The sequence below is a fragment of the Roseibium sp. MMSF_3247 genome (assembly GCF_030733765.1).
In the GTDB taxonomy this organism is placed as follows: Bacteria; Pseudomonadota; Alphaproteobacteria; order Rhizobiales; family Stappiaceae; genus Roseibium.
Map to the genome: position 1 here is coordinate 78768 of NZ_JASHII010000002.1, position 21910 is coordinate 100677.

General features: G+C 58.3%; 20 protein-coding genes and 2 tRNA genes. 13 read left to right on the top strand and 9 right to left on the bottom strand.

What is annotated here, in order from left to right; all coding sequences use genetic code 11:
• Positions 1-91: 91 nt before the first annotated feature.
• The 6 genes from RBB44_RS05795 (at position 92) to RBB44_RS05820 (ending at position 5372) form a co-directional block, all read left to right on the top strand.
• Entirely contained in the window at positions 92-943 is an 852-nt protein-coding gene (locus RBB44_RS05795; protein WP_306147298.1) for an MBL fold metallo-hydrolase, read from the top strand.
• An 18-nt stretch (positions 944-961) separates the two neighbouring features.
• Complete coding sequence (locus RBB44_RS05800; RefSeq protein WP_306146448.1) at positions 962-1972, top strand: fumarylacetoacetate hydrolase family protein; 1011 nt, start codon at positions 962-964, stop codon at positions 1970-1972.
• Positions 1973-2041: 69 nt separating this feature from the next.
• Entirely contained in the window at positions 2042-3001 is a 960-nt protein-coding gene (locus RBB44_RS05805) for an MBL fold metallo-hydrolase (RefSeq protein ID WP_306146449.1), read from the top strand.
• 3 nt (positions 3002-3004) lie between these two features.
• Positions 3005-3556 carry a DinB family protein gene (locus RBB44_RS05810; protein WP_306146450.1) on the top strand — a complete coding sequence of 184 codons (552 nt, stop codon included), beginning with the start codon at positions 3005-3007 and terminating at the stop codon, positions 3554-3556.
• Complete coding sequence (locus RBB44_RS05815; protein ID WP_306146451.1) at positions 3553-5169, top strand: FAD-dependent oxidoreductase; 1617 nt, start codon at positions 3553-3555, stop codon at positions 5167-5169. Before RBB44_RS05810 ends, RBB44_RS05815 begins: the two co-directional genes overlap by 4 nt.
• Entirely contained in the window at positions 5169-5372 is a 204-nt protein-coding gene (locus RBB44_RS05820; protein ID WP_008196633.1) for a DUF2783 domain-containing protein, read from the top strand. Before RBB44_RS05815 ends, RBB44_RS05820 begins: the two co-directional genes overlap by 1 nt.
• A 128-nt stretch (positions 5373-5500) precedes the next feature.
• Here RBB44_RS05820 and RBB44_RS05825 read toward each other — a convergent pair whose 3' ends face one another.
• On the bottom strand, positions 5501-6940 hold the full coding sequence (locus RBB44_RS05825; RefSeq protein ID WP_306146452.1) for a short-chain fatty acyl-CoA regulator family protein: 1440 nt from the start codon (positions 6938-6940) through the stop codon (positions 5501-5503).
• A gap of 123 nt (positions 6941-7063) precedes the next feature.
• Between RBB44_RS05825 and RBB44_RS05830 the strand changes: the two genes are divergently transcribed.
• Entirely contained in the window at positions 7064-7387 is a 324-nt protein-coding gene (locus tag RBB44_RS05830; protein ID WP_133952884.1) for a helix-turn-helix transcriptional regulator, read from the top strand.
• 152 nt (positions 7388-7539) lie between these two features.
• On the opposite strand, the gene RBB44_RS05835 is transcribed toward RBB44_RS05830, so the two are convergent.
• The 5 genes from RBB44_RS05835 to RBB44_RS05855 all read right to left on the bottom strand — a co-directional run bounded on the left by RBB44_RS05835 (position 7540) and on the right by RBB44_RS05855 (position 12812).
• Positions 7540-8736: an OmpP1/FadL family transporter gene (locus RBB44_RS05835; RefSeq protein ID WP_306146453.1), complete on the bottom strand. Its 1197-nt coding sequence runs from the start codon at positions 8734-8736 to the stop codon at positions 7540-7542.
• Positions 8737-8843: 107 nt separating this feature from the next.
• The gene (locus RBB44_RS05840; RefSeq protein WP_306146454.1) at positions 8844-9644 is read right to left on the bottom strand and encodes an SDR family oxidoreductase; all 801 of its coding nucleotides are present in this window, start codon (positions 9642-9644) and stop codon (positions 8844-8846) included.
• Positions 9641-10570: an SDR family oxidoreductase gene (locus RBB44_RS05845; protein ID WP_306146455.1), complete on the bottom strand. Its 930-nt coding sequence runs from the start codon at positions 10568-10570 to the stop codon at positions 9641-9643. Before RBB44_RS05845 ends, RBB44_RS05840 begins: the two co-directional genes overlap by 4 nt.
• Entirely contained in the window at positions 10567-11469 is a 903-nt protein-coding gene (locus RBB44_RS05850) for a bile acid:sodium symporter family protein (protein WP_306146456.1), read from the bottom strand. The genes RBB44_RS05845 and RBB44_RS05850 overlap by 4 nt, the downstream gene beginning before the upstream one ends.
• Complete coding sequence (locus tag RBB44_RS05855; protein ID WP_306146457.1) at positions 11466-12812, bottom strand: NAD(P)/FAD-dependent oxidoreductase; 1347 nt, start codon at positions 12810-12812, stop codon at positions 11466-11468. Before RBB44_RS05855 ends, RBB44_RS05850 begins: the two co-directional genes overlap by 4 nt.
• A 75-nt stretch (positions 12813-12887) precedes the next feature.
• Between RBB44_RS05855 and RBB44_RS05860 the strand changes: the two genes are divergently transcribed.
• Entirely contained in the window at positions 12888-13556 is a 669-nt protein-coding gene (locus RBB44_RS05860; RefSeq protein ID WP_306146458.1) for a TetR/AcrR family transcriptional regulator, read from the top strand.
• Positions 13557-13716: 160 nt separating this feature from the next.
• Entirely contained in the window at positions 13717-14790 is a 1074-nt protein-coding gene (locus tag RBB44_RS05865) for a CNNM domain-containing protein (protein ID WP_306146459.1), read from the top strand.
• A gap of 98 nt (positions 14791-14888) precedes the next feature.
• Here the strand turns inward: RBB44_RS05865 and RBB44_RS05870 are convergent.
• Positions 14889-14965: transfer RNA gene (locus tag RBB44_RS05870), tRNA-Pro, on the bottom strand.
• Between the two features lie 337 nt (positions 14966-15302).
• Between RBB44_RS05870 and RBB44_RS05875 the strand changes: the two genes are divergently transcribed.
• Positions 15303-15377: transfer RNA gene (locus tag RBB44_RS05875), tRNA-Gln, on the top strand.
• A gap of 180 nt (positions 15378-15557) precedes the next feature.
• Here RBB44_RS05875 and RBB44_RS05880 read toward each other — a convergent pair.
• Entirely contained in the window at positions 15558-17804 is a 2247-nt protein-coding gene (locus RBB44_RS05880; RefSeq protein ID WP_306146460.1) for an EAL domain-containing protein, read from the bottom strand.
• A gap of 353 nt (positions 17805-18157) precedes the next feature.
• On the bottom strand, positions 18158-18703 hold the full coding sequence (locus RBB44_RS05885) for a PAS and helix-turn-helix domain-containing protein (RefSeq protein WP_286189764.1): 546 nt from the start codon (positions 18701-18703) through the stop codon (positions 18158-18160).
• 83 nt (positions 18704-18786) lie between these two features.
• On the opposite strand from RBB44_RS05885, the gene RBB44_RS05890 reads away from it, so the two are divergent.
• From RBB44_RS05890 to RBB44_RS05900, 3 genes are all read left to right on the top strand, one after another.
• Complete coding sequence (locus tag RBB44_RS05890) at positions 18787-20322, top strand: class I adenylate-forming enzyme family protein (RefSeq protein WP_306146461.1); 1536 nt, start codon at positions 18787-18789, stop codon at positions 20320-20322.
• Positions 20315-21118, top strand: a complete 804-nt coding sequence (locus RBB44_RS05895) for an SDR family NAD(P)-dependent oxidoreductase (protein ID WP_306146462.1) — start codon at positions 20315-20317, stop codon at positions 21116-21118. The genes RBB44_RS05890 and RBB44_RS05895 overlap by 8 nt, the downstream gene beginning before the upstream one ends.
• 180 nt (positions 21119-21298) lie before the next feature.
• Positions 21299-21775, top strand: a complete 477-nt coding sequence (locus RBB44_RS05900; protein ID WP_306146463.1) for a GNAT family N-acetyltransferase — start codon at positions 21299-21301, stop codon at positions 21773-21775.
• Positions 21776-21910 lie beyond the last annotated feature (135 nt).

The following is a 21910-nucleotide window of genomic DNA, read 5'->3' on the forward strand; positions in this document are numbered from 1 at the left end:
TTGGTCCCGGATCAAGTCCGGGACAGCTTTTTTGACAAAAGCGCAGTTGTGAATGCTGGCAAGGAGTGTGTGGGTGCAGGGCAAAGCGGATATGGATGACCGTCTCGTCATTTTGGGCTCAAAGGGCGGGCCTGCGATCCGGCCGGGCGGGCCGTCGCCGACGAGTTCGTTGATCGAGATCGGCGGCCGGCGCTGTGTCATTGACTGTGGTCTCGGGGTGACCCGTGGCTTGGTCGATGCCGGGGTCTCCTTGAAAGAGCTGGACCTCATCTTCATCACGCACATGCACTCCGATCATGTTCTGGAGCTCGGGCCTTTGTTGCATACGGCCTGGACCAGCGGTCTGGCGCATAAGGTCAAGGTATTCGGACCGGCCGACCTAATGGAGTATTGGGACGGTTTCCTGGCCTCCATGCGCTATGACATCGATCTGCGGATTGATGATGAAGGCCGCCCGGATCTGCGGGATCTCATCGAAATCCACCTGCTGGCCGAGGGTGATGTGCCGCTTGACGACAGCGGCTTGGCGCTAAAAGCGCTGCGGGTTGATCACCCGCCGGTGGTCGATTGTTTTGCTTTGCGGTTCGAAACGGAGGATTGGTCGGTGGTCTTTTCCGCTGACACGGCTTTCTTCCCGCCGCTCGCCGTCTTTGCCAAGGACTGCGATGTTCTGGTGCATGAGGCCATGCTTCAGCGCGGTGTCGACAAAATCGTCGAGATCACGGGCAATGGCGACCGGCTTCGTGAGCATTTGTGGGCAAGTCACACGATGGCGCCGGATGCAGCCAAGATTGCTGAAATGGCTCAGGCCAAGACCCTTCTCCTCAACCATCTGATCCCGGCGGATTTGCCCGGTTTCGAAGAGCAGGAGTGGTTGGAGGCAACAGAAACCTTTTCCGGGCAGACAATTGTCGGTCATGATGGATTGGTCATAACAAAATAGGCTTGGGGAGACGGATCCATGAAACTGGCAAGTTTGAAAGATGGCAGCCGGGACGGAAAACTGGTGGTGGTCAACGAGCGGCTGACCTATTGCACGGATGCCAGTCACATTGCACCGACCCTGCAGGCCGCCCTCGACAATTGGGATCATGTTGCGCCGAAGTTGCAGGTGCTTGCCGAAAGCCTCTCCCATGACGCCGTGCCAACCTTGCGCTTTCACGAGCACGATGCCTTGTCGCCGTTGCCGCGCGCCTATCAGTGGGCCGACGGATCCGCTTATGTGAACCACGTCGAGCTGGTGCGCAAAGCTCGCGGCGCCCAAATGCCGGAGAGCTTTTGGACCGACCCGCTGATGTATCAAGGCGGCTCCGATACGTTTATCGCGCCTCGCGATCCGATCAAAATGCGCGACGAAGCTTATGGCATCGACATGGAAGGTGAGATCGCGGTCATCACCGGCGATGTGCCCATGGGCGTGAGTGCTGAAGGGGCCCTGTCCCATGTCAAGCTGGTGCTGCTCGTCAACGATGTCTCTTTGCGGGGGCTGATCCCGGGCGAACTGGGCAAAGGCTTTGGCTTCTTCCAGTCAAAACCGTCCTCGGCCTTTTCGCCTGTTGCTGTGACGCCGGATGAATTGGGTGAGGCCTGGAAAGACGGCAAGCTGCATCTGCCGCTGCATGTCGACCTCAACGGTCAGTCCTTTGGCCGGGCGGAAGGCGGCATCGACATGACCTTTGATTTCGGCCAGTTGATCGCCCATGCGGCCAAGACACGGGCGCTCAGCGCGGGCACGATCATCGGGTCCGGCACGGTCTCCAACAAACTGAACGGTGGTCCGGGTAAATCACTCTCCGATGGTGGGGCAGGTTACTCCTGCATCGCGGAACTGCGCATGATCGAGACCATCGAAGATGGCGAGGCGAAAACACCGTTCCTCAAGTTCGGTGACACCATCCGCATCGAGATGCTGGACGGGAACGGGCACACCATTTTCGGCGCTATTGAACAGACAGTGGAACAGGCTGACTAGCGCGCCACCAAGCAGCCGGGTCACCTCCGGCAATGACGGACAAACAAACCGCAGCGACGGGAAAACAGCATGAGCAAGCAATTCGCCTCTGTCGGCGACATGGAAGAAAAGAAGATCACGTTCGAAGAGATTGGTAAGGATCTTTGGGCATTTACCGCCGAGGGTGACCCGAACACTGGCGTGATCATCGGCGATGACAGTGTCATGATCATCGAGGCGCAGGCGACACCGGCACTCGCCAACAAGGTCATCGAAAAGGTCCGCTCCGTCACCGACAAGCCGATCAGCCATCTAGTTCTGACCCACTATCATGCCGTCCGGGTTCTGGGAGCGGCGGCCTATCAGGCGCCGAACATCATCATGAGCCAGAAGGCGCGGTCCATGGTTGTGGAGCGTGGCGCGGAAGACCGGGAATCGGAATTCATGCGCTTTCCGCGCCTGTTCATGGGTTATGAAAATGTCGCCGACATTCCGCCGCTTACGTGGCCGACGACCACTTTCAACGACCGCATGACCGTTTATCTCGGCAAGCGCCGGGTGGATCTCAGCTTCCTGGGCCGGGCGCATACGGCCGGCGACATCGTCATTCATTTGCCGGATGAAAACGTCATGTTCACCGGCGATATCGTTGAATATCATTCGGCGTGCTATTGCGGAGACGGTCATTTCAACGACTGGCCGAAAACACTGGAAGCGATCCGCGCCTATGACGTTGAAGCGATTGCGCCGGGCCGCGGCGATGCATTGGTAGGCAAGGAAATGGTCGGCAAAGCGCTGACGAATACCGCCGACTTTGTAACCTCCACCTACAAGCCGGTTGCCCGGATTGCGCAGGGCGGCGGAACCTTGAAAGAGGCTTGGGACGCCTGCCGCGCCGAATGCGATCCGAAGTTCAAGGACTATGCGATCTACGAACACTGCCTGCCTTTCAACGTCGCGCGCGCGTACGACGAGGCGCTGGGCATCGACACACCGCGCATCTGGACCGCGGAGCGGGACGCACAAATGTGGGCGGACCTGCAGGGCTGAGTGATGAGTGCAGCCCTCGATCATCTGCGTTTGATGGCGCGCAACAATGCCTATGCCAATGAGCGGCTCTACGAGGCATGTTGCAAGCTCAGCCAGGCTGAGTTTGAGGCGGAGAGAACCAATTTCTTTCCGTCCGTTCTCGAAACGCTGAACCACAACTGGGAAGTCGACCGGTATTATCTGGACGCGCTGACCGAGGGCGGTGACGGGCTGGCGGTGTTTGAGGTGCCGTTTCTTCTGGACGCGAATGACTTAGCTGACGCTCAGGCCAATGTGGACCGGCAATTGATCGCGTTATGTGATGGATTGCGCGCATCGGATCTGGAGCGTGAAATTGCCCAGGATCGGGGGGCGAAGGGTGCGGTCAAGGAAACGATCGCGGCAACGTTGCTGCATCTGTTTCAGCACCAGACCCATCACCGTGGGCAGGCTCATGCAATGTTGGCTGGAACAAGCGTTGCCCCGCCGCAGCTGGATGAGTTCTTTCTAAAGTTCGAGCGCCACCCGGCAGCTCAAAGACATATCGACACATTCGGCAGGGAGGAGAACCTGTGACCAAATTGTTCGAAGTGCCGCTTTATCCCTATAAGTGGTCCCCCGATCAGGAAACGTCTGCGCCAGTGCGTCATCCGGTGGTGATCATTGGCGCCGGGCCGGTCGGCCTTGCGATGGCCATTGATCTGGCCCAGCAGGACATTCCGGTTGTCATCCTCGACGACAATGACAAGGTCAGCGTCGGCTCTCGCGCGATTTGTTTTTCCAAGCGCTCGCTGGAGATCCTGGACCGCTACGGTTGCGGCGATCAGATGGTCGACAAGGGCGTGGTCTGGAGCCATGGCCGGGTCTTTTTCGGTGACCGTCAGGTCTACAATTTCGACCTCTTGCCGGAGGAAGGCCACAAGCGTCCGGCCTTTATCAATCTTCAGCAATACTACTGCGAGCTTTACTTGGTGGAGCGTCTGCGCGCCCTTCAGCAGGAAGGCAAGCCGGTCGACATTCGCGGCGGCAACAAGGTCGCCTCCATCGATCAGATGGACGATCACGCCTCGCTGATCGTCGACACACAGGATGGTGCCTACCGGATCGAGGCCGACTGGTTGATCGCCTGTGATGGCGCGGGGTCCCCGTCACGCCGGATGCTGGATCTGGATTTCGTCGGCCGGGTGTTTGAGGACAACTTCCTGATTGCCGACGTGATCATGAAGGCGGACTTCCCGACGGAACGCTGGTTCTGGTTCGATCCACCGTTCAACAAGGACCAATCCGCGCTCTTGCACAAACAGCCGGACGGCGTTTGGCGGATCGACCTGCAGCTCGGCTGGGACATCGACAAGGACGAAGAAAAGAAGCCGGAAAACGTCATCCCGCGTCTCAAGCAGATGCTCGGCGAAGACGTGGAGTTCGATCTGGAGTGGGTGTCGATCTATACCTTCCAGTGCCGCCGCATGGAAAAATTCCGCCATGGCCGGGTGATCTTTGCCGGGGATGCTGCGCACCAAGTGTCGCCGTTCGGTGCACGCGGCGCAAATTCCGGCTTTCAGGACACTGACAATCTCGGCTGGAAACTGAAACTTGTTCTGGAAGGCCAGGCGCCGGAAAGCCTTTTGGACAGCTATGGGCTGGAGCGCGAATGGGCCGCGGATGAAAACATCCTGCAGAGTTCCCGTTCAACCGACTTCATCACGCCGAAATCGGAAATGAGCCGGATCTTCCGCGATGCGGTCCTGGATCTGTCCGAAAGTTACGAATTCGCCCGCCCTCTGGTGAATTCCGGGCGCCTGTCAGTGCCGTGCGTCTATGAAACGTCACCATTGAACAGCGCCGATGTCGACGGCTTGCCGGCCCGTACGCGACCGGGCAGTCCGGCGGCGGATGCACCGGTTGGCGAGGAGTGGCTGTCGGACCGGCTGGGCGATGGGTTCAAGTTGCTCGCGTTGGGCCTTGAGATCCCGGAACACTCCGACATTGCCGGACTTTCCGTTGAAGGCATTTTTGTTGCGGACGGCGATATCGGCGCAGAGCTTCGGTCCCGGTATCTCGGCGATGCCGGCACCGCGATTTATCTGATGCGGCCGGACCAGCATGTGGCTGCGCGTTGGACAACACTTGACTGGGCACAGATTGAAACAGCCTTGAACCGGGCGATCGGAAAAGGGGAGGCGGCCTGATGACAGCGCATATCACCAAGGCGCAATTGCGCCACCCGGACGACTTTTACGCGGACCTTTTGGAGGCCCATGAAGGGCTCTCAAAAGCCGAAAGCGATGCCTTCAATGCCCGGCTCATCCTGTTGATGGCCAACCGCATCGGCGATCCGGGCGAGCTGAAAACCCTGCTTGAGGCCGCAGCCAGAACGAAACATCCAGAATAACTGGATGGGCAACCGTCTGACACTTTTGCTGCCCCAGCCTTGAGCCGGGGGCTTTGCCACCGTGGTCCCGGATCAGGTCCGGGACGGTGTAGTGTATGGCTCCGCGATGCTCTTTTCTGAATGAAAACCTACCGTGCCGCCTTCGCCCGGTACGGAACGATTCCGCGTTCGCGGCTGTCGATGAACGGGGTCGTGTTGATGGCCGGGAAAGCGCGTTGATCGCAGTTGTCGCGCGGGCAAATCCGGCAGTTGACTCCAAGAGGCTCCGGTTCGGCGCGATCGTCCAGCGCCAAACCGTCCGCATAGACAATTGCGTCGGCATATTGGGCTTCGCAACCAAAGCCGAGCGCATAACGCCGGGCCTGGGTCTTGTAGTCCGTGGTGTGTTTCGTGACGCTGGTCGCGACACACAGGTATTTCACACCATCCGGCATCTGGGCGATCTGGGAGATGAATTTGTCGGTCGTTTGCTCAAACGCCTGATGCACATTCCAGCGCGGGCAGGAGCCGCCAAAGCGCGCAAATTGGAACCGGGTGGCGCTGTGGCGTTTGACGACATTGCCGGCCCGGTCGATCTTGACGAAGTAAAACGGAATGCCTTTGGAGCCCGCCCGTTGCAGGGTTGAAAGCCGGTGACAGATCTGCTCGATGCTGGCGTCCATCTGATGCGACAAGCGCTGGATGTCGTGACGGCTTGCAGCGGCGGCCTCCAGAAAGGCCTCGTAGGGTAAGAGCAGCGATCCGGCGAAAAAATTTCGAAGGGCCAGCCGAGCGATGCTTTCCGCTGATTGGGTTCGGAAACGGGCATCCGACACTTCTGACGTCAAGATGTCCTTGGCATAGAGTTCCGCGATGACGGAGCCAAGCAGGAAGGATTTTGAGCTGTCCGGTACGGACCGGTGGATGGAAATCCGGCGCTCGAACTCATTGTGCCGGATAAGCGCTGCGTCCTCGGCGCCATGCTGTTCCACGGTGATGCTGTAGGTGTCAAAGAGCCAGTTGGTGAGAGCTGTGAGCTTCGGTGTGTCCGCTAACAGATTGATCTTGATCGCGAGCTGTTCTGCGGCCCGGTCGATCGCATCGACATAATTGTCCTGATAGTGGAAATAGTCGCGGACTTCCTCGTAGGCTGATTTGCTGATGCTGCCGGTTCCATCGTCCGATGCATTCATCTGGAGAAGATCATCCTCGCCAGCGTCTTTTTCATGATAGGCGCGCATGGTGCCGTACATGTCCATGATCGCGCGGGCGGCTTCCGGGGCCCGGGTGGCCAATTCATGCAGGTCCTGTTTGCTGATGCGCGTGCCGTGAAACCGGGTGTCTGCAAAAATTTCTTCCAGGTCCTGCGTCATCCGGTCGAGGTCGTTTTCCTCGAACGCTGAAAGGTCGGTGCCAAACACCCGGTAGATGGCCAGAAGCACAGCGGCCGTGACTGGCCGGTTGTTGTTTTCGATCTGGTTGATGTAGGGCGTTGAAAGACCGAGCTTTTTTGCGAACTCTACTTGCGACAGGCCGGTGTCCGCACGGACCTGGCGCAGGGTGTGGCCGGAGTAGAGGTTCTTCTGCAAAACACGCTTCCTCAAATTGCAAATAATTAGCTGTTAGCAATACCCAAGTTAACATTTTACAATTCGCTTGTCCTGCATAAAACTGCGCCCAACCTCTTAGCCAGAGAAGAAGTGGATCCAGACATGACAGCCCATTTTGCGCTCCATTCGACCCGGGACCTGTTGCGCCGCGCACGGCCGCTCCCGAGCACTCTCGAGCCGACAGAAAACATCCTGGACGGTGTCACGCCGCGCCAGCTGGAAATCATGATGAAGCTCTGTGAGGGCAAGGTGAATAAGCAGATCGCTTATGAGCTGGGTGTCACCACCGCGACGGTCAAGGCGCATATCCGTTTTGCCATCAAGCGTCTGGGTGCCAAGAACAGGGTCCATGCCGTTGCCATGGTCGCCGCCAACGCGGCGCTGCACCGCCCGCAGCAAGCCGCCGAAATGGGCCTCTGCGCTTAAGAAGAGGCGCTATCCCGGACGACGCATAGCGAAGATCCGGGATTCTCTCGTTCCCAGAGCACTTCGGAAAGAAATGCGACGGCTGCGGCCAGTTGCCATGAGTGCAGATCCCCGCATAAAGCGGGGATGACCGTCGAGGTGAATGCGCGCGTCTAGAACGAGAACTTGAGTTTTGTCTGAAGCGTGTAGTTCCAGGAATCTCCATACTTGTACTGCGTGGTCGCGCCGGAGGTGGACGCCAGATTGGTGAGGTCGCCGGTGCCGGAGGCCTTGTAGGTCGCAGCCGTGCCGATGGTGAGTTCAGCATGTTTATCGAGCTGAATGGCCGTTCCTACCCCAAAGGAATAGGTGTCGGAATAGGATTGCCCGATGCCCCGGTCCCATTGGACCGTTGAGCCCACCTTCAGCCAGTCATTGACCTTGTGGGCGAGCCCGGCACGCACTGTCCAGCCGTCGTCATACCCAAGGAAACGGTTGACCACTGTGCTGCCCGCCGGGTTCTGAACCGTGAGATCCTGCAGTTTGGACCAGTCCACCCACTTGACGCCGAAAGTTGCCAGCCAGTCCGGCGCGATCCCGGTTTGCAGATTGAACTCCAGGGATTGTGGCATGGTCACGGAGGCAAAGCTGTCGAAGCTGGTTACCCCGGTGACCTCTGTTCCGCCGGCAAGGTCTACATCAATGGCCGAATCGTAGATCAGGCTCGCCCGGACAGCATACTGCGGGATCTCGTAAGAGGCTCCGACCCGCCAGCCGACGCCGGGATCGTCCGAGCGGACATCCAGCCGTGTCGGAAAATCAACATAGGTGGACGGGGGAATAAAGGCACCATAGGACAGATTGTCGGTCCGGTATCTCAGATAAAGCAGATTTGCCCCGGCAATCGCCCGAACATAATGGCCGTCGCGGACCTTAAACTTGTAGGCACAGGTTCCGTTAAACGCCTTGCCGGAGGCCGAGGTTCTGGTCAGTGAGAACCGGCCCTGCCATTCCTGATTAAGGTCTTCCTCAATCTGGTACGGGTCATTGGTCCGCGCCATGCAGTCCAGTTGATCGGTCAGCCGGAATTTTGCGGCAAACTGGTAGTTCCAGATGTTGGGCGTCGCCCGGCTTTTGACCGGTCCACCGACCACCGGGCGGCCCGCTACTTCTGCGTTGGTCACTTCATAGTCGACGTTGCGGTCGACCGCCTTGGTGGTGGCCTCGAATGCAAACCGGCTGTCGTCGAACAACAGCTCGTTAGAGCCGACGCCAAGCGTGTCCCAGCCGCCGGCATATGCTGGCGAAAGACAACAGAAAACCGTCCCGCCAATCATGAGATTGGCGGCCCATACTTTGAGAGTGCCCATATTTCCCCTCCACGAGTGATGCACACGCCCGGTTTCGCTGTTGTCTCAGGGCGCTGCCTAGTGCGCCGCGCATCTGCGGCTGTGGTTTTGCTGCGGTCACAAACCGTTCAGTGTGGCGCGCCTCCCTCAGCTTTTGCCGAAGTCGGCAGGATCGTGCGTTCCATCAGGTGGCGGTAAAGCCGCGGCGACAGTCGGTTGATCAGGTGTGACAGGCGCGCCACACGGCCGATCGGAATGAAGGTCTTCCGCTGGGCAAATCCACGGTAAAGAATGCGCGCTGCGTCCTCCGGCGCGAGCGCATCGACCTGATCCACGGCTGAACCCGGGCGCGCGAGGCCACCTTGGGGTTCGCTGCGCGCACCGGTGTTGGTGGCAATGAAACTTGGCGCGGCGATCAGGCACGCAACCCCATGCACTGCTTCCTCAGAGCGCAGCGATTTGAAGAAGCCCTCCAGCGCATGCTTGCTGCCGGCATAGGCCGTGCGCAGCGCCAGCGGGCAAAATCCGGCGACAGATGAAATCGCCAGATGCGTTCCGGTAGAGCGGCGCAAATCCGGGCCGAACTCCTTGGCCATGGCCACGGCCCCGAAATAGTTCACTTCGAAAACCCTGCGGTGATCCTCAAGCGCCTGTGTTGTGAAGGGGCCGATATGGGTAACCCCGGCGTTGTAAACGACCAGATCGATGGACGGGCGTTCGGACCGGATCCGCCGGGCGGCGTCAGCCAGTTGATCGGCATCGGTGATGTCACAGGACAGTGCGCGCGTTTCTGGAACCGCTGACAAGGCATCCAGGTCCGGTCCGGGCAGGTTGAGCATGACCGTGAACCAGCCATGCTGGCGCAGAACGGCCCCAAAGGCTTGGCCCAGTCCCCCGGCGCCTCCCGATATGACCGCTGTCGGCCTCATAACCCGGCCTCCCGGCTCCAAAAGTCAAACACCTCGGCGCTGGTCATCTGCGGCGTGTAGCCGAATTCGGTTTTCAGCGCGGTGTTGTCGAGAACCGGGCGGAATTGCAGAAACCGGACCTGTTCCGCGCCAAACCGGGAAAGGCCCAGTGGCTGCGCTATTGCCAGTGCGGATTTGACAAGGGATGCGGGAACCCGGATCAGCGGTTTTTTCAAGCGGGCTGCCAGATCGCTCATGGAGAGGGCACCATCGCCCGCCACGTTGTAGATGCCTGGCGGACCGCCGGTTGCCGCCCGTTCCAGGATGCGCGCAAGATCCTCGGTCCAGATGAAAACAAACGGACTGTCACTGCCGCAAAGGCCCATCAGCCGCGGTTTGCGGAACAGCGAGGTGATCTGGTTTTCTACACCGGCTCCAAGAACCGTGCAGACCCTCAATATCACCTGTTCCAGCTGCGGCGCCTGTCTGCGGGCCTCGGCCAGCACCTCCTCGGCCTGGCGCTTGTGGTCGGAATAGGCGAATTCCGGATTGCCGCGCAGCGGATCTGTTTCTCTCAGCCAGTCCGGGTTGTCTGCATGATAGCCGTAGGCCGCACCGGAGGACGTGACGACCAGCCGCCTGACCTTCGCTGCAATGCAGGCACCGACCACATTGCGTGTGCCAATGACATCAACATCATAGGCGAGTTGCCGGTCCTTCAGTTCCAGAACGGACGCAAGGTGAATGACGGCGTCGGGTCTGTCTTCTGTGATGATCTCTAACGGGTCGCCGCCGCGCACATCCATTTTGCGCCAGATGGCTCCAGTCGGCAGCGTCGGCCGTGGCCCGATGTCCGTCGCAATCACGTCGTGTCCGCTGCGCACGAGCATCTGGACCAGCCTCTGGCCGATCATGCCCGCAGCGCCTGTGATCAGGATCCGGCTCATCTTGCGGCCACCGTGCGGGAAAACCACTTGGCGAGCGCCAGCCCTGAGACCGCATGCCAGATGCCCCAGAAGGCAGCAACAACCGCCATGCCGCCGAGACCGTGGAAAAAACCAAAAATCAGGATCAGGCCGAGGCCGGAGTTTTGAATGCCGGTTTCGATGGATATCGCCCGCCGGTCATAGGGGGATAGCCCGGCAATGGTGGCAACCATGTACCCTCCAAGAAGGGCAATGCCATTGTGAGCTATGACCAGCGGGACGATATCCGGCCCGAATGCGCCCAGGAATTCCCAATTTCCATAAAGCGCAATACAGATGATCGAGATGAAAATCGTCATGGAAAGCATCTGCAAGGGTTTGCGCAAATGCCAGGCGAGCTGCGGTAGATTGCGGTTGACCAGCATGCCGAGCGCCAGCGGCAAAACCAGCATCAGGCTGACGGTCGCGGCCACCTGCAAGGGGTCGATCGCAACGGAGGTCATGAAGGCGCGGCTTGGACCGTACAAACTTCCCCAGAAGGCGATGTTGAGCGGTGTGAAGAGCACCGTCCCAATGGTGGTAAAGGCGGTCAGCGACACCGCGAGCGCCGCGTTGCCGCCCGCCCTGTGCGTGATGTAATTGGAGATGTTGCCACCCGGGCACGCCGCCACCAGGATCAGTCCAAGCGCAACAGATCCTTGAGGGCGAACAGCCAGCACCAGAAGAAAGGTGAGGGCCGGCAAGACGAAAAACTGTGACACAATCCCGGTCACGAACGGCTTTGGGGTGCGCAAAAGCGCCCGGAAATCGTTCGGCGTGATGTCGAGGGCGACCGCGAACATCACGATCGCCAACACACCATTCAGGATCAGCATGCTGTCTGGGGAAAAATTCAGAACAGCTGCGTCGATGTTGGTCATCGGGCAGCCTCTTTCAGGGCCGCGATCCTCTTCGTGACAGAGGTCCGGTAAGTTTTCTTGTCGACGTAATAGGCCATCCGGGCGAGCTTCAGGTAGTTGACCCCGCCGGTTTCCCGCTGAAAGCCGTTGGCCTTGTATTGTTTGATATTGTCCGCTTCCCGGTTCCCGGTCTGAAGCCCGGTGATGTAACGTGCCACCAGCTCGGCCTGTTCATGCCGCCCCTGCCAGCCAAGGCCCGTCGCCTCGACCATGCCGAGCACGAAGAGATCATCGCGCTGCGGGTGCATGCAGTTGAGATAAAGGCTCGGCGCGGCCCCGGTCCAGTTGAGCAAGTCTTTCGAAATGAACGGATAGTCGAGCACATAGCCGGTCGCGGTGACGATAATGTCGTAATCCGCAGCGTTGCCGTCGGCAAAATGCACCGTGTTGCCGTCCAGCCGGTCGATATCGGGGCGGATTTTCAAGTCGCCATGTCCGGCATGGAACAGGATCAGCGAATTCACCACCGGATGGCTTTCATAAAGCTTGTAGTCTGGCTTCGGGAACCCGTAGCGCTGCGGGTTTCCGGCAAACCAGTTGAGCACCACACCGTCGATCTTGCGGCGGAGCCACATCGGCAGACTGGTTGTTCGTCCTAGCGTGTCGGCCGGTTTGCCGAAGACGTATTTCGGCACGAAGTAATAACCCCGGCGCATGGAGAGGTCTGTGCTTTTTGCATGATGGATGGCATCGACGGCAATGTCACAGCCGGAGTTCCCGGCACCGACGATCAGCACACGCTTGCCATCGAACTGGGTGGCGGACTTGTATTTCGCCGCGTGAATGAGTTCGCCGGAAAAGTTGCCCTTGAATTTCGGCATGTTGGGGGTCGAGAGGGTGCCGTTCGCAATCAGAAGGCCCTTGAAGATGGCTTCCTCTTGTTCGCCGCCCGGACCCCGCCAGGCAATACGCCAGCCCTTGCCCGACGGCCCGAGCGGCTCGGCTTTCACAACTTCGGTCTGGAAGCGGTAGCACCTGTAGAGATCGAAGTGGCGGGCAAAGGCCTGGAAGTAGCGCTTCATGTCCTTGTGAGACGGGTAGTCCGGCGTCTCGGGCGGCATCGGGAAATCGGCAAATTCGGTCATGGTCTTTGACGAAATCAGGTGCGCGCTTTCATACATGGTCGAGCGCGGGCCGGTCATGTCCCAGACGCCGCCGACATCTGAATGCAGCTCAAACCCTTGAAAGGGAATTCCCTGTTCGCGCAAGACTTTGGCCATGGCAAGGCCCATAGGGCCCGCGCCGATCAGGGCATAGCTTTCCTGTATGCTGGCGCATGGCGCCGCACCTGCTACTTGTGGCATGTTTCCTCCCAACCACGACAGTGGTATCGTTATATTGAACGAATGTTCAAAATAAGCAAGAGGCTCCTGTAAAAAATGACAGACGTGTCTGCGCCCCGGAAGCGGGCACCCAGTAAAAAGTCTTTAGAAACAAAGGCCCGGATCCTGGACGCGGCAGAAGATCTGTTTTCTAAACGCGGTTTTGACGGGACGTCGATCCGCGACATTGCCAAACAAGCGGGCGCCCAGGTGGCGCTGGTGCATCATCATGGGGGGCCGAAGGAAGAGCTGTTTCATATGGTGGTTGCCCGCCGGGCAAAGCCGCTCGCCGAACTTCGCCTCAAGGCGCTGGAGGAAAAGAGGGTTGCGGCCGAACGGGACGGGTGCAGCGAGCTGGCCTTGCGCGAGATCCTTGCCAGTTTCGTTCAGCCGTTTCTTGAGATGACCTTGTCAGAAGACGCGCCGTGGCCCGCCTATGGCCGGCTGATCGCGCTGGTGTCGGCGGATGAGCGCTGGCGGGACATTGCGGCGGAGTGTTTTGATCCGACCGCAGCCGTCTTTGTGGATGAGATCGCTGACCTGCTGCCGGGCGCCTCCCGGACAGCGCTCAGTGCGGCCTTTGTCTTCACTGTGTCCGGCATGTTGGCGCTCACCGCCAGCAGCTGGCGCATCGGCGCTGTGGCCCGCGAACAGGAGCAAGCGGATCTTGTCGAAACCTTGCTCGACTACAGCGAAGCTGGGTTTCGGAGGTTGTGTAAGGCGTGAGAATACTGGCAGATGTGGCCAGCAACTGCTGAAAAAGCAGCTCACGAAAGAATTGGACAACAAGGAAACGCGTGAAGCGTAAAAGTCATAGACCCGTGTTTATGCAGCGGGCACTCTAACATTTGTTGCCCTTTAAACCGGGCATGCGACGGAGAAGAATTTGACCCTATTGATCCTATTCGTGGTGCTTGCCATCGGAGTGTCCTTTCTCTGCTCGATACTCGAGGCCGTGTTGTTGTCGATCACGCCGTCCTTTGTGGAATCTGCGAACGAGGATCGGCCCAAGCTCGCCGAAAGCCTGAGAAAACTCCGCTCGGACATTGAACGGCCGCTTGCCGCCATTCTGTCTCTCAACACGATTGCGCACACCGTCGGGGCAACGGGTGCCGGGGCTCAAGCCGCCCTTGTTTTTGATGATGCCGGGGTGGGTGTGTTTTCAGCCGTGTTGACGCTTGCCATCCTGGTTCTGTCGGAAATCATTCCAAAGACCTTGGGCGCGACTTATTGGCGGGCACTGGTCCCCTTTGCGGTTCGGGTGCTGCCGTGGTTGATCGCTGCCCAATTGCCGCTGGTCTGGATGAGCCAGGGGATTACAAAGTTTCTCACCAAAGGTGATCCCAAGCATGAGGTATCCCGGGAGGAGATCTCGGCTTTGGCAACCGTTGGCAACCGTTTGGGGATTGTGGAGGAAGACGAAACCCGTGTGGTCACGAACCTGTTTCGGCTTCCGGAAATCTCTGCGCGGGAAGTGATGACGCCCCGAACGGTCATTGAGCATGTCCCAGAAGCGATGAGCGTCGGAGAGGTGGTCAAATCGCGGGAAAGCTATCCGTTTTCCCGCATGCTTGTGACAGGGAGCTCGATCGATGAAGTGTCTGGATTCCTGCTGACGCGGGATCTTCTTCTCACAGCGGTCAACGGGCACAACGATGCCAGTGTCTCAACGCTCCGCCGGGATATTCTTCGGATTTCCGAAAACGAAGATCTCGATACCCTGCTCGAAAAGCTGATGGGAAATGACGCGCACATTGCACTGGTTCAGGACGAATATGGCGGCACGGCCGGCTTGATCACGATGGAGGATGTGCTGGAAACCCTTCTGGGCGCTGAAATCGTGGACGAGCACGATGAAGTCGAGGACCTTCAAAAACTTGCTCTGCAACGCAGCGGCCAGCAATCCGCAGACGGCATCAAGAATGCAGAAGTCCTGGATGACCGAACAAAAGCCAAATAGAAGCAGTGAGAGAGACTGAGGCCGGGTGATCAGGCAATTCCACCGTCCGCCAAACTGAAAAGCGGCTGCGATCCAATAAACACTGCAGGAAAGAAAAATGGTCGGAGTGAGAGGATTCGAACCTCCGACCCCCTCGTCCCGAACGAGGTGCGCTACCAGGCTGCGCTACACTCCGACTAGAATTTGGATTTCATTTAAATCCATCGGGAACAGCGGGGCAAGCCCACGCTGCGTGGACGGTCATTTAGCAAAGCTTCTCCACCATCGCAAGGACTTTGCCTGTGACCGGTCCACTTTTTTAAAACTGTGAACAATTCCAGCCGGTTCGCGGAGGTTTTGAGAAAATCACCGGTGCTGAGGCGGGGGCTGGGAGGCCGGGCCGAAGCAGAAATCCATGGTGTTTGACGACTGTTTTACCGAGTTGGGGAAAACTATCCTTACCAATCAAAAGAAACGCACTTGGGAGGCTTGCGCTTGTCCGGCGAGATGGGTATACACCCTTCCCACGGCATTGGGGTGTAGCCAAGCGGTAAGGCACCGGTTTTTGGTACCGGCATGCGAAGGTTCGAATCCTTCCACCCCAGCCAATTTTTCTTTCCGAAAAATTGAATACGTTTGGTTCTGAGCGACTGAAGATCTCGTCAGCACAGTTGCAATGGCATGTGGCGTGCAATACCTCGCCTTGGCGTTCGCCCTCCGGAATGGACGCGCCTGACCAACAGCAATGATGCCACGTGGCGTCTAGCCTTGCCCGTATTCCAGCTCGCTTATGCCACCGATCGTGTGCGGCTGGCCGGTGCCTTGGTCTTCTTCATAGCGTCCAAAGCGGTGGTCAATGGCGCATGCAGCTGGGCGTTTTCGATATAAAAGGTCACGAAGTCATCCGCCTCCAAGGGGCGGCTGAACAGATAACCTTGGAAGCTGGTGCAACCAGATTGCGAGAACCAGGCCTTTTCCTCTTCTGTTTCAATGCCTTCAACGACGGTCGCAAAGCCCAAAGATGCGCTGAGGTCAAAAATCGACTTCAAGATGTGCCCATTGATCTCGCCATGGCATGACCGGGTCAAAGACCGGTCGATTTTCACCGTATCTATCGGAAAAGCCTGCATGTACCTGAGAGAGGTGTGTCCCATTCCGAAATCGTCGAGTGCAAACCGGACACCAACAGCCCTGAGGTTTTCGATCGCCTCAAAGACTTTGTCATCCGGCAACAGGACCGTGCTCTCGGTAATCTCAAGTTCTACAGCCGAAGGGTCCAGTGCATACCGCGCGAGTGTCTGTTTCACCACATCTGCAAAATCGTGCTGAAGAACCTGGGACGGCGTCACATTGACTGACATCTTGAAATCGGCCGCCACAAAACCGGTCCAATCGGCCCGGGTGCGGCACGCCAGTTCGAGTATGTACTCGCCAAGTTGCGGCATGATCTCCATATCTTCCGCCAGCTGGATGATCACCGGTGGAGCGATGTAGCCGTATATCGGATGATTCCAGCGCAGCAGAGCTTCAACACCGCACACGCTGCCATCGCAGGCATTGATCTGTGGCTGATACTCCAGGTGAAGACCCTGCCTTTTATCCAGAACGGCTTCCAAATCGATGGCAAGGGCGCGGGCCACCCGGCCGACAACACCGTTCCGTTGCAACAACTTTGTCGGAGTGCTGGGCGTTTCGGTTCCGGTTGAAAATCGCAAAAGGTCCGTCAGAGACTCTCGTATCGTCAGCGTGCTGACGGTGTCAGTCAGGCGGACAAACGGGGCATAGATGAGGACCGACAGCACGAGGCAGACGGCTTGAACTCCGGCCCCGGAGAAAGAGCCTGTGACAGCATATGCGTTGATTATTGGAGGCGTCGTCCAGGCGACGCCGTAGCTCGTAAAGGGCATCCACTCCAGGAGCATCGCACCATAAAGAACGCCGGTGTTTACAAGTGGTGCCAGCAGAAAGGGCAGCGCATACAACGGATTGAGGACGATCGGGATGCCGTAAATGATCGGTTCGTTCACGTTGAACAATGCCGGTATCAACGCCAGCAGGGCGAAGCGCTTCACCACGGTCAATTTGCTGAAAACCAGCATGGCGATGATCATGCCAAGCGTTGCGCCGGAGCCGCCGACGTGGACGAGGTCGAACACCTGAGATGTGATGATGTTTGTAGGCGGCAAGCCCGCGGCGACATGTGCGATATTTTCGTCGGCAGCGGGGATTAGCTGCAAATCCGAAACACCGTTGAGCATGTTCCGGCCGTGGACGCCGAACAGCCAGAGCACCTGTGACAACAGAACATATTTCAGGCCGCCCCAAAGCGAATTGTCGATGTTCCCGACCATGCCGTTCAGTTGTGCCTGAAGCTCGGCGGTCACATGCTCAGACCCGATGGTAAGCAGAACGCCTTTCAGGCCCGCGAACACAATCAGCGTTGTAAGCGCGGCAGGCAGGACGCCATAGATATCGCCAAGCATTGCCTCATTGCTGAGCGCGCGGGTCTGGAAACGGAAGAGGTTCTTTCGGCACAGGAAGAGAAACAGGCCGGTGCTTGCAACAGCAACGAACAGGGCCGTGGGCAATCCCTGGCTTATGGAGAGAGAGGCCAGGAGTTGAGAGCTGTCTGCCTGTGCGATCAAGATGAAAAAGCTGGTGAGTGCAACCAGAATTGTGAGAAGCGGGTGCGCAACAGGGCGGCGCTTCTGGCTGTTCACGCTGTTTGTGTAGATGTAGGCGTAACTCACGATCACGATGAGTGACGCGATGCCGAAGGTCGAGTTAATCACCGCATCCAGCACAACCTCTACATCTTGTCCGAAATGAAAGTTGTGACCGGTGCCTGTTTGAACAAAAGGCGGGTATTTTATCAAAAGGGCGAAGGCGCCGAGCAATATAGCGGGCAATGTAATGCAAAGGCTGCGTTGCAATGCAGAGAATGCTGAATTGTTTGAGAGTTGCTTGCTGAATAAAAGAGGTGCTGCGCAGAGCCTATTCAACACATCAGGTGTGTCGCTGGCATATTTCCCCATAGCTTCCCTCGATGAACGTGCCCCTCTACTGCAAGAAATGACAGAAGTTTATTAAATTAGACTTATTAATTCTGATCTAATTTTTGATTGAAGGGTGGTGAGTTTAGATACTTTAAATTGAAAATTGCAATCGACTTGTATGGCATGAGATTAATGCATGCATTGATTTATTCATTACTTGCTTTCGCCTGAAGCGGAAAATCTGGAAGGGTGTGCAAGCGATCGTTCCGCAGTGCGATGACTAAACCACACCTGAACAGAACGCGGTGTTGAACGGCTCCAGTGTGGAGCGGCATCTGTTTTGGTGGAATGAACTTAACAGGCCGTGCAGCTGACGTTTCACATGCGGCGTCCTACACCGGCACACCGGCGATGTGGGCGATCAGCTCCAGGCTGTTGCGGGCGTTGAACTTTTTCATCAAGCGGGCTCTGTGAACCTCTACCGTGCGGTGGGAGATGTCGAGCGCGCGGGCGATCTCCTTGGACGTCAGGCCCTCGGCCAGCATGGTCGCCACCTGACGCTCGCGCACGCTCATGTCGGCGAGCGGCCGGTCTTCTGAAATATCGGCAAAACTCCAAATGGCCTTGGCGAAGGGGTGATCAGGGTCCAGCGACTGCCCGCGTACCCGGCACCAGAACAGGGCACCGGATTTCCGGCGCATGATCCGCTCGTCCTGATAAGTGCCGCTGCCCAGCATCTTGCTGACCCCGATCTTGCCGATGCGCAGGAACTCTTCCGAAGAGGGATAAAGCACCGACAGGGAGACACCGGTCAGCGCGGCGGTGTCATATTCAAACATCGCCGCAAACCGCGGATTGCATTTCCGGATGGTCCGGTCTTCTGAGTAAACCAGTCCAATCGGCGCATGCTCAAAGGCAAGGGCAGCCAGCTCCTCCATTCGATCTCCATTACGTGTTTTGCCGGAATATCCAGATAAAGCGCGCAGATAGTATCCGGAAGGGAGAAAAGGGAGGCAAGGGCATGAACCCCGCAGAATGGCTGAAACGCACAGCGGCAAAATCACCTGAGGCACCGGCGCTCTTCATCGGTGTGCGCCAGGTGGCTGATTATGCGGCATTTGCGGAGACAGCCGGGGCGATTGCACACGCCCTTCAAGGGCGCGGCGTTTCCAAAGGCGGCCGGGTCGCGGTCTTCATGGCAAACAGCACAGCCTATCTTGAAGCGCTCTATGGCATTTGGTGGGCCGGCGCGGCTGCCGTGCCGATCAATGCCAAGCTGCACGGGCGGGAAGCAGCCTGGATGGTGGAAGATGCCGGTGCAAAACTGGTTTTCTGCGATGAGAAATCCGCCAAGGCCCTATCTGGTCTTTTGTCTGGCGATGCACAGAGTGTCGTGACTGGCAGCGAGGCCTTTGACGCGATGCGATCTAAAGCCCCGCGCTCAGAGCCCGTGCCGCTGGATGAGGACGATCTCGCCTGGCTGTTCTACACGTCCGGCACAACAGGGCGGCCGAAGGGGGTCATGATCACCTGCGGCAACATTGCCTCGATGACGTACAATTTTTTTGTCGATGTGGACGAGGTCAAGTCGGGCGGAGCCATTCTTTATGCTGCTCCCATGAGCCATGGCGCCGGGCTTTACAACTTCATGCATGTCTTGCGCGGCGCGCGGCACGTCGTACCGGAAAGCGGCGGATTTGATGCCGAAGAAGTTCTCCGAATCGCGCCGAGCCTAAAATGTGTCAGCATGTTCGCGGCGCCCACCATGGTGCGCCGGATGGTGGATGTCGCCAAGGCCCAGGAGCTCAACGGTATGGGGCTGCGCACCATCGTTTACGCCGGAGGGCCGATGTATGAGGCCGATATTCTGGAGGCGGTGGAGGTGATGGGAACCCGGTTCGTTCAGATCTACGGCCAGGGGGAGTGCCCGATGGGGATCACCGCGCTCTCCAGGGCCGACGTGTCCGATCGCAGCCATCCAAGATGGCGGGACCGGCTGAATTCCGTGGGGACGGCGCAATCTTCGGTACGGGTGCGCGTTGTTGATGAAAGCGGCGAAGATCTTGCCGCCGGCGAGGTGGGGGAGATTGTCGTGCGCGGAGCAACGGTCATGAAAGGCTATTGGCAGAACCCGGCCGCGACTGAAGACACGCTGCGAAACGGCTGGCTGTGGACCGGGGACATGGGGCGGCTCGATCCGGACGGCTATCTGACGCTTCAGGACCGCTCAAAGGATGTGATCATTTCCGGTGGAACAAACATCTACCCGAGAGAAGTGGAGGAAGTGCTGCTCAGCCATCCAGCGGTGCATGAGGTTTCCGTGATTGGCCAGGAAGATCCGGAGTGGGGCGAGATCGTCGTTGCCTTTGTGGTGCGTCTCAACGGGCACAACGTGGAAGCATCAGAACTCGATGCCTTGTGCCTGGAGCAGATTGCCCGGTTCAAACGGCCGAAGACCTACCACTTCGTCGAGGCGTTGCCGAAGAACAATTACGGCAAGGTCTTGAAGACCGAACTGAGACAACAGCTGATGGATGGAGGGAACGAACATGAGTGATTTGACCGGAAAAACCGCCCTGGTGACCGGGTCTGTTCAAGGCATTGGTTTGGCGATTGCAAAAAGCCTTGCAGGCGCCGGCGCTCGGGTGGGCGTTCATGGTCTTGCGACAGCGGAGGAGGTCGCGGAGGCTGTGGCCGCTGTTGAGGCGGCCGGTGCACCGGAGGCCCGTTTTTTTGATGCCAACATGCGGGATGTGGCGGCCATCGAAGCGATGATGCAGGAGGTGACTGACTGGGGTGGCGCGGACATTCTGGTGAACAATGCCGGTATTCAGAAAACCGCCAGCTACGCCGAGCTCGATGCAGCGACCTGGGAAGCCATCATCGATGTCAATCTGTCCGGCGCCTTTCACACGATGCGAAAGGCGCTGCCCGTCATGGCTGAGAAGGGGTATGGCCGGGTGATCAACATTGCTTCGGTCCATGGCCTCGTCGCATCGGTGAACAAGGCGCCCTATGTCGCCTCAAAATTCGGCCTGGTCGGCATGAGCAAGGTCGCCGCGCTGGAACATGCCGCTGCCGGCACCAAGGCCAAAGGCGGTGTCACCGTCAACTGCATCGCGCCAGGTTGGACCGAAACCGCGATCATCGAGCCGCAGGTTGCCGCCCGAGCCGCCCTTCATGGCGGCGACCGGGATCTGGGAATTGCCGATCTTCTGGCTGAAAAACAACCGACTCGACGCACCTCCGACCCATCGGAAATTGGTGCCTTGGCGCTGTGGCTGTGTCATCCGGTTGCCCACAACGTCACCGGCACGACCATCCCGGTCGACGGCGGCTGGACAGCGCAATAGACGGGGACCTCAGGCCGTCTCAAGAGTGGCGGAGCTCTCAATAAAACAGCGGGTTTTGTAAGGGGGCAAAGCAGGCACACGCACAGTTGATCGCTTTAGAGCCCGCCGGCCTTGACCCGGCATGAGGTTATCTCGATCTAACCCGCGAACGACCAATAGAACCATGGAAACCGGGGTACAATGTCTCCCGCCAACATCAGCTTTGTGCGCCTGACATCAATTTCCCTCGCGGAGTTGACCGCGCATATGAACGACCCGCGTCTTGCAGCGCATATGCCGCTTCTGACAAAGGCTTGGGATGACGAAACGGCTGCTCAGTTCATCGCAGCCAAAGAAGCGTGCTGGCAGCGCGATGGGCTGGGGCATTGGGCATTTCTCAATCATGGCCGGTATGCCGGCTGGGGCGGCTTTCAGAAAGAGGGAGACGAGTGGGACTTCGGTCTTGTTCTGAAGCCCGACTGCTTCGGCCTCGGGATCGCCATTACCCGAAAGGCACTTGCCTTCGCTCGGGCTGATGACCGGATCCCGTTTGTGACCTTTCTTTTGCCGCCGTCCCGAAAGAAACTGGGGGCTCTTAAGCGAATGGGGGCACGTTTCATCGGCGATGTCGACTATGGCGGCGAGATCTTCGGCAAATACAAATTGGCGACAGACTAAAGCGTCTGACGTTTGCGCTGGTTGCCCAAGGACGGTTCGCCGTTTCCGGATGTCGGGCGGGATGTGAGTTGCCCCTTGTGCTCTTGCCTTCGGGATGGTTCAACTCAAAAGCAACGTGGGCTTAAGCAACAACCT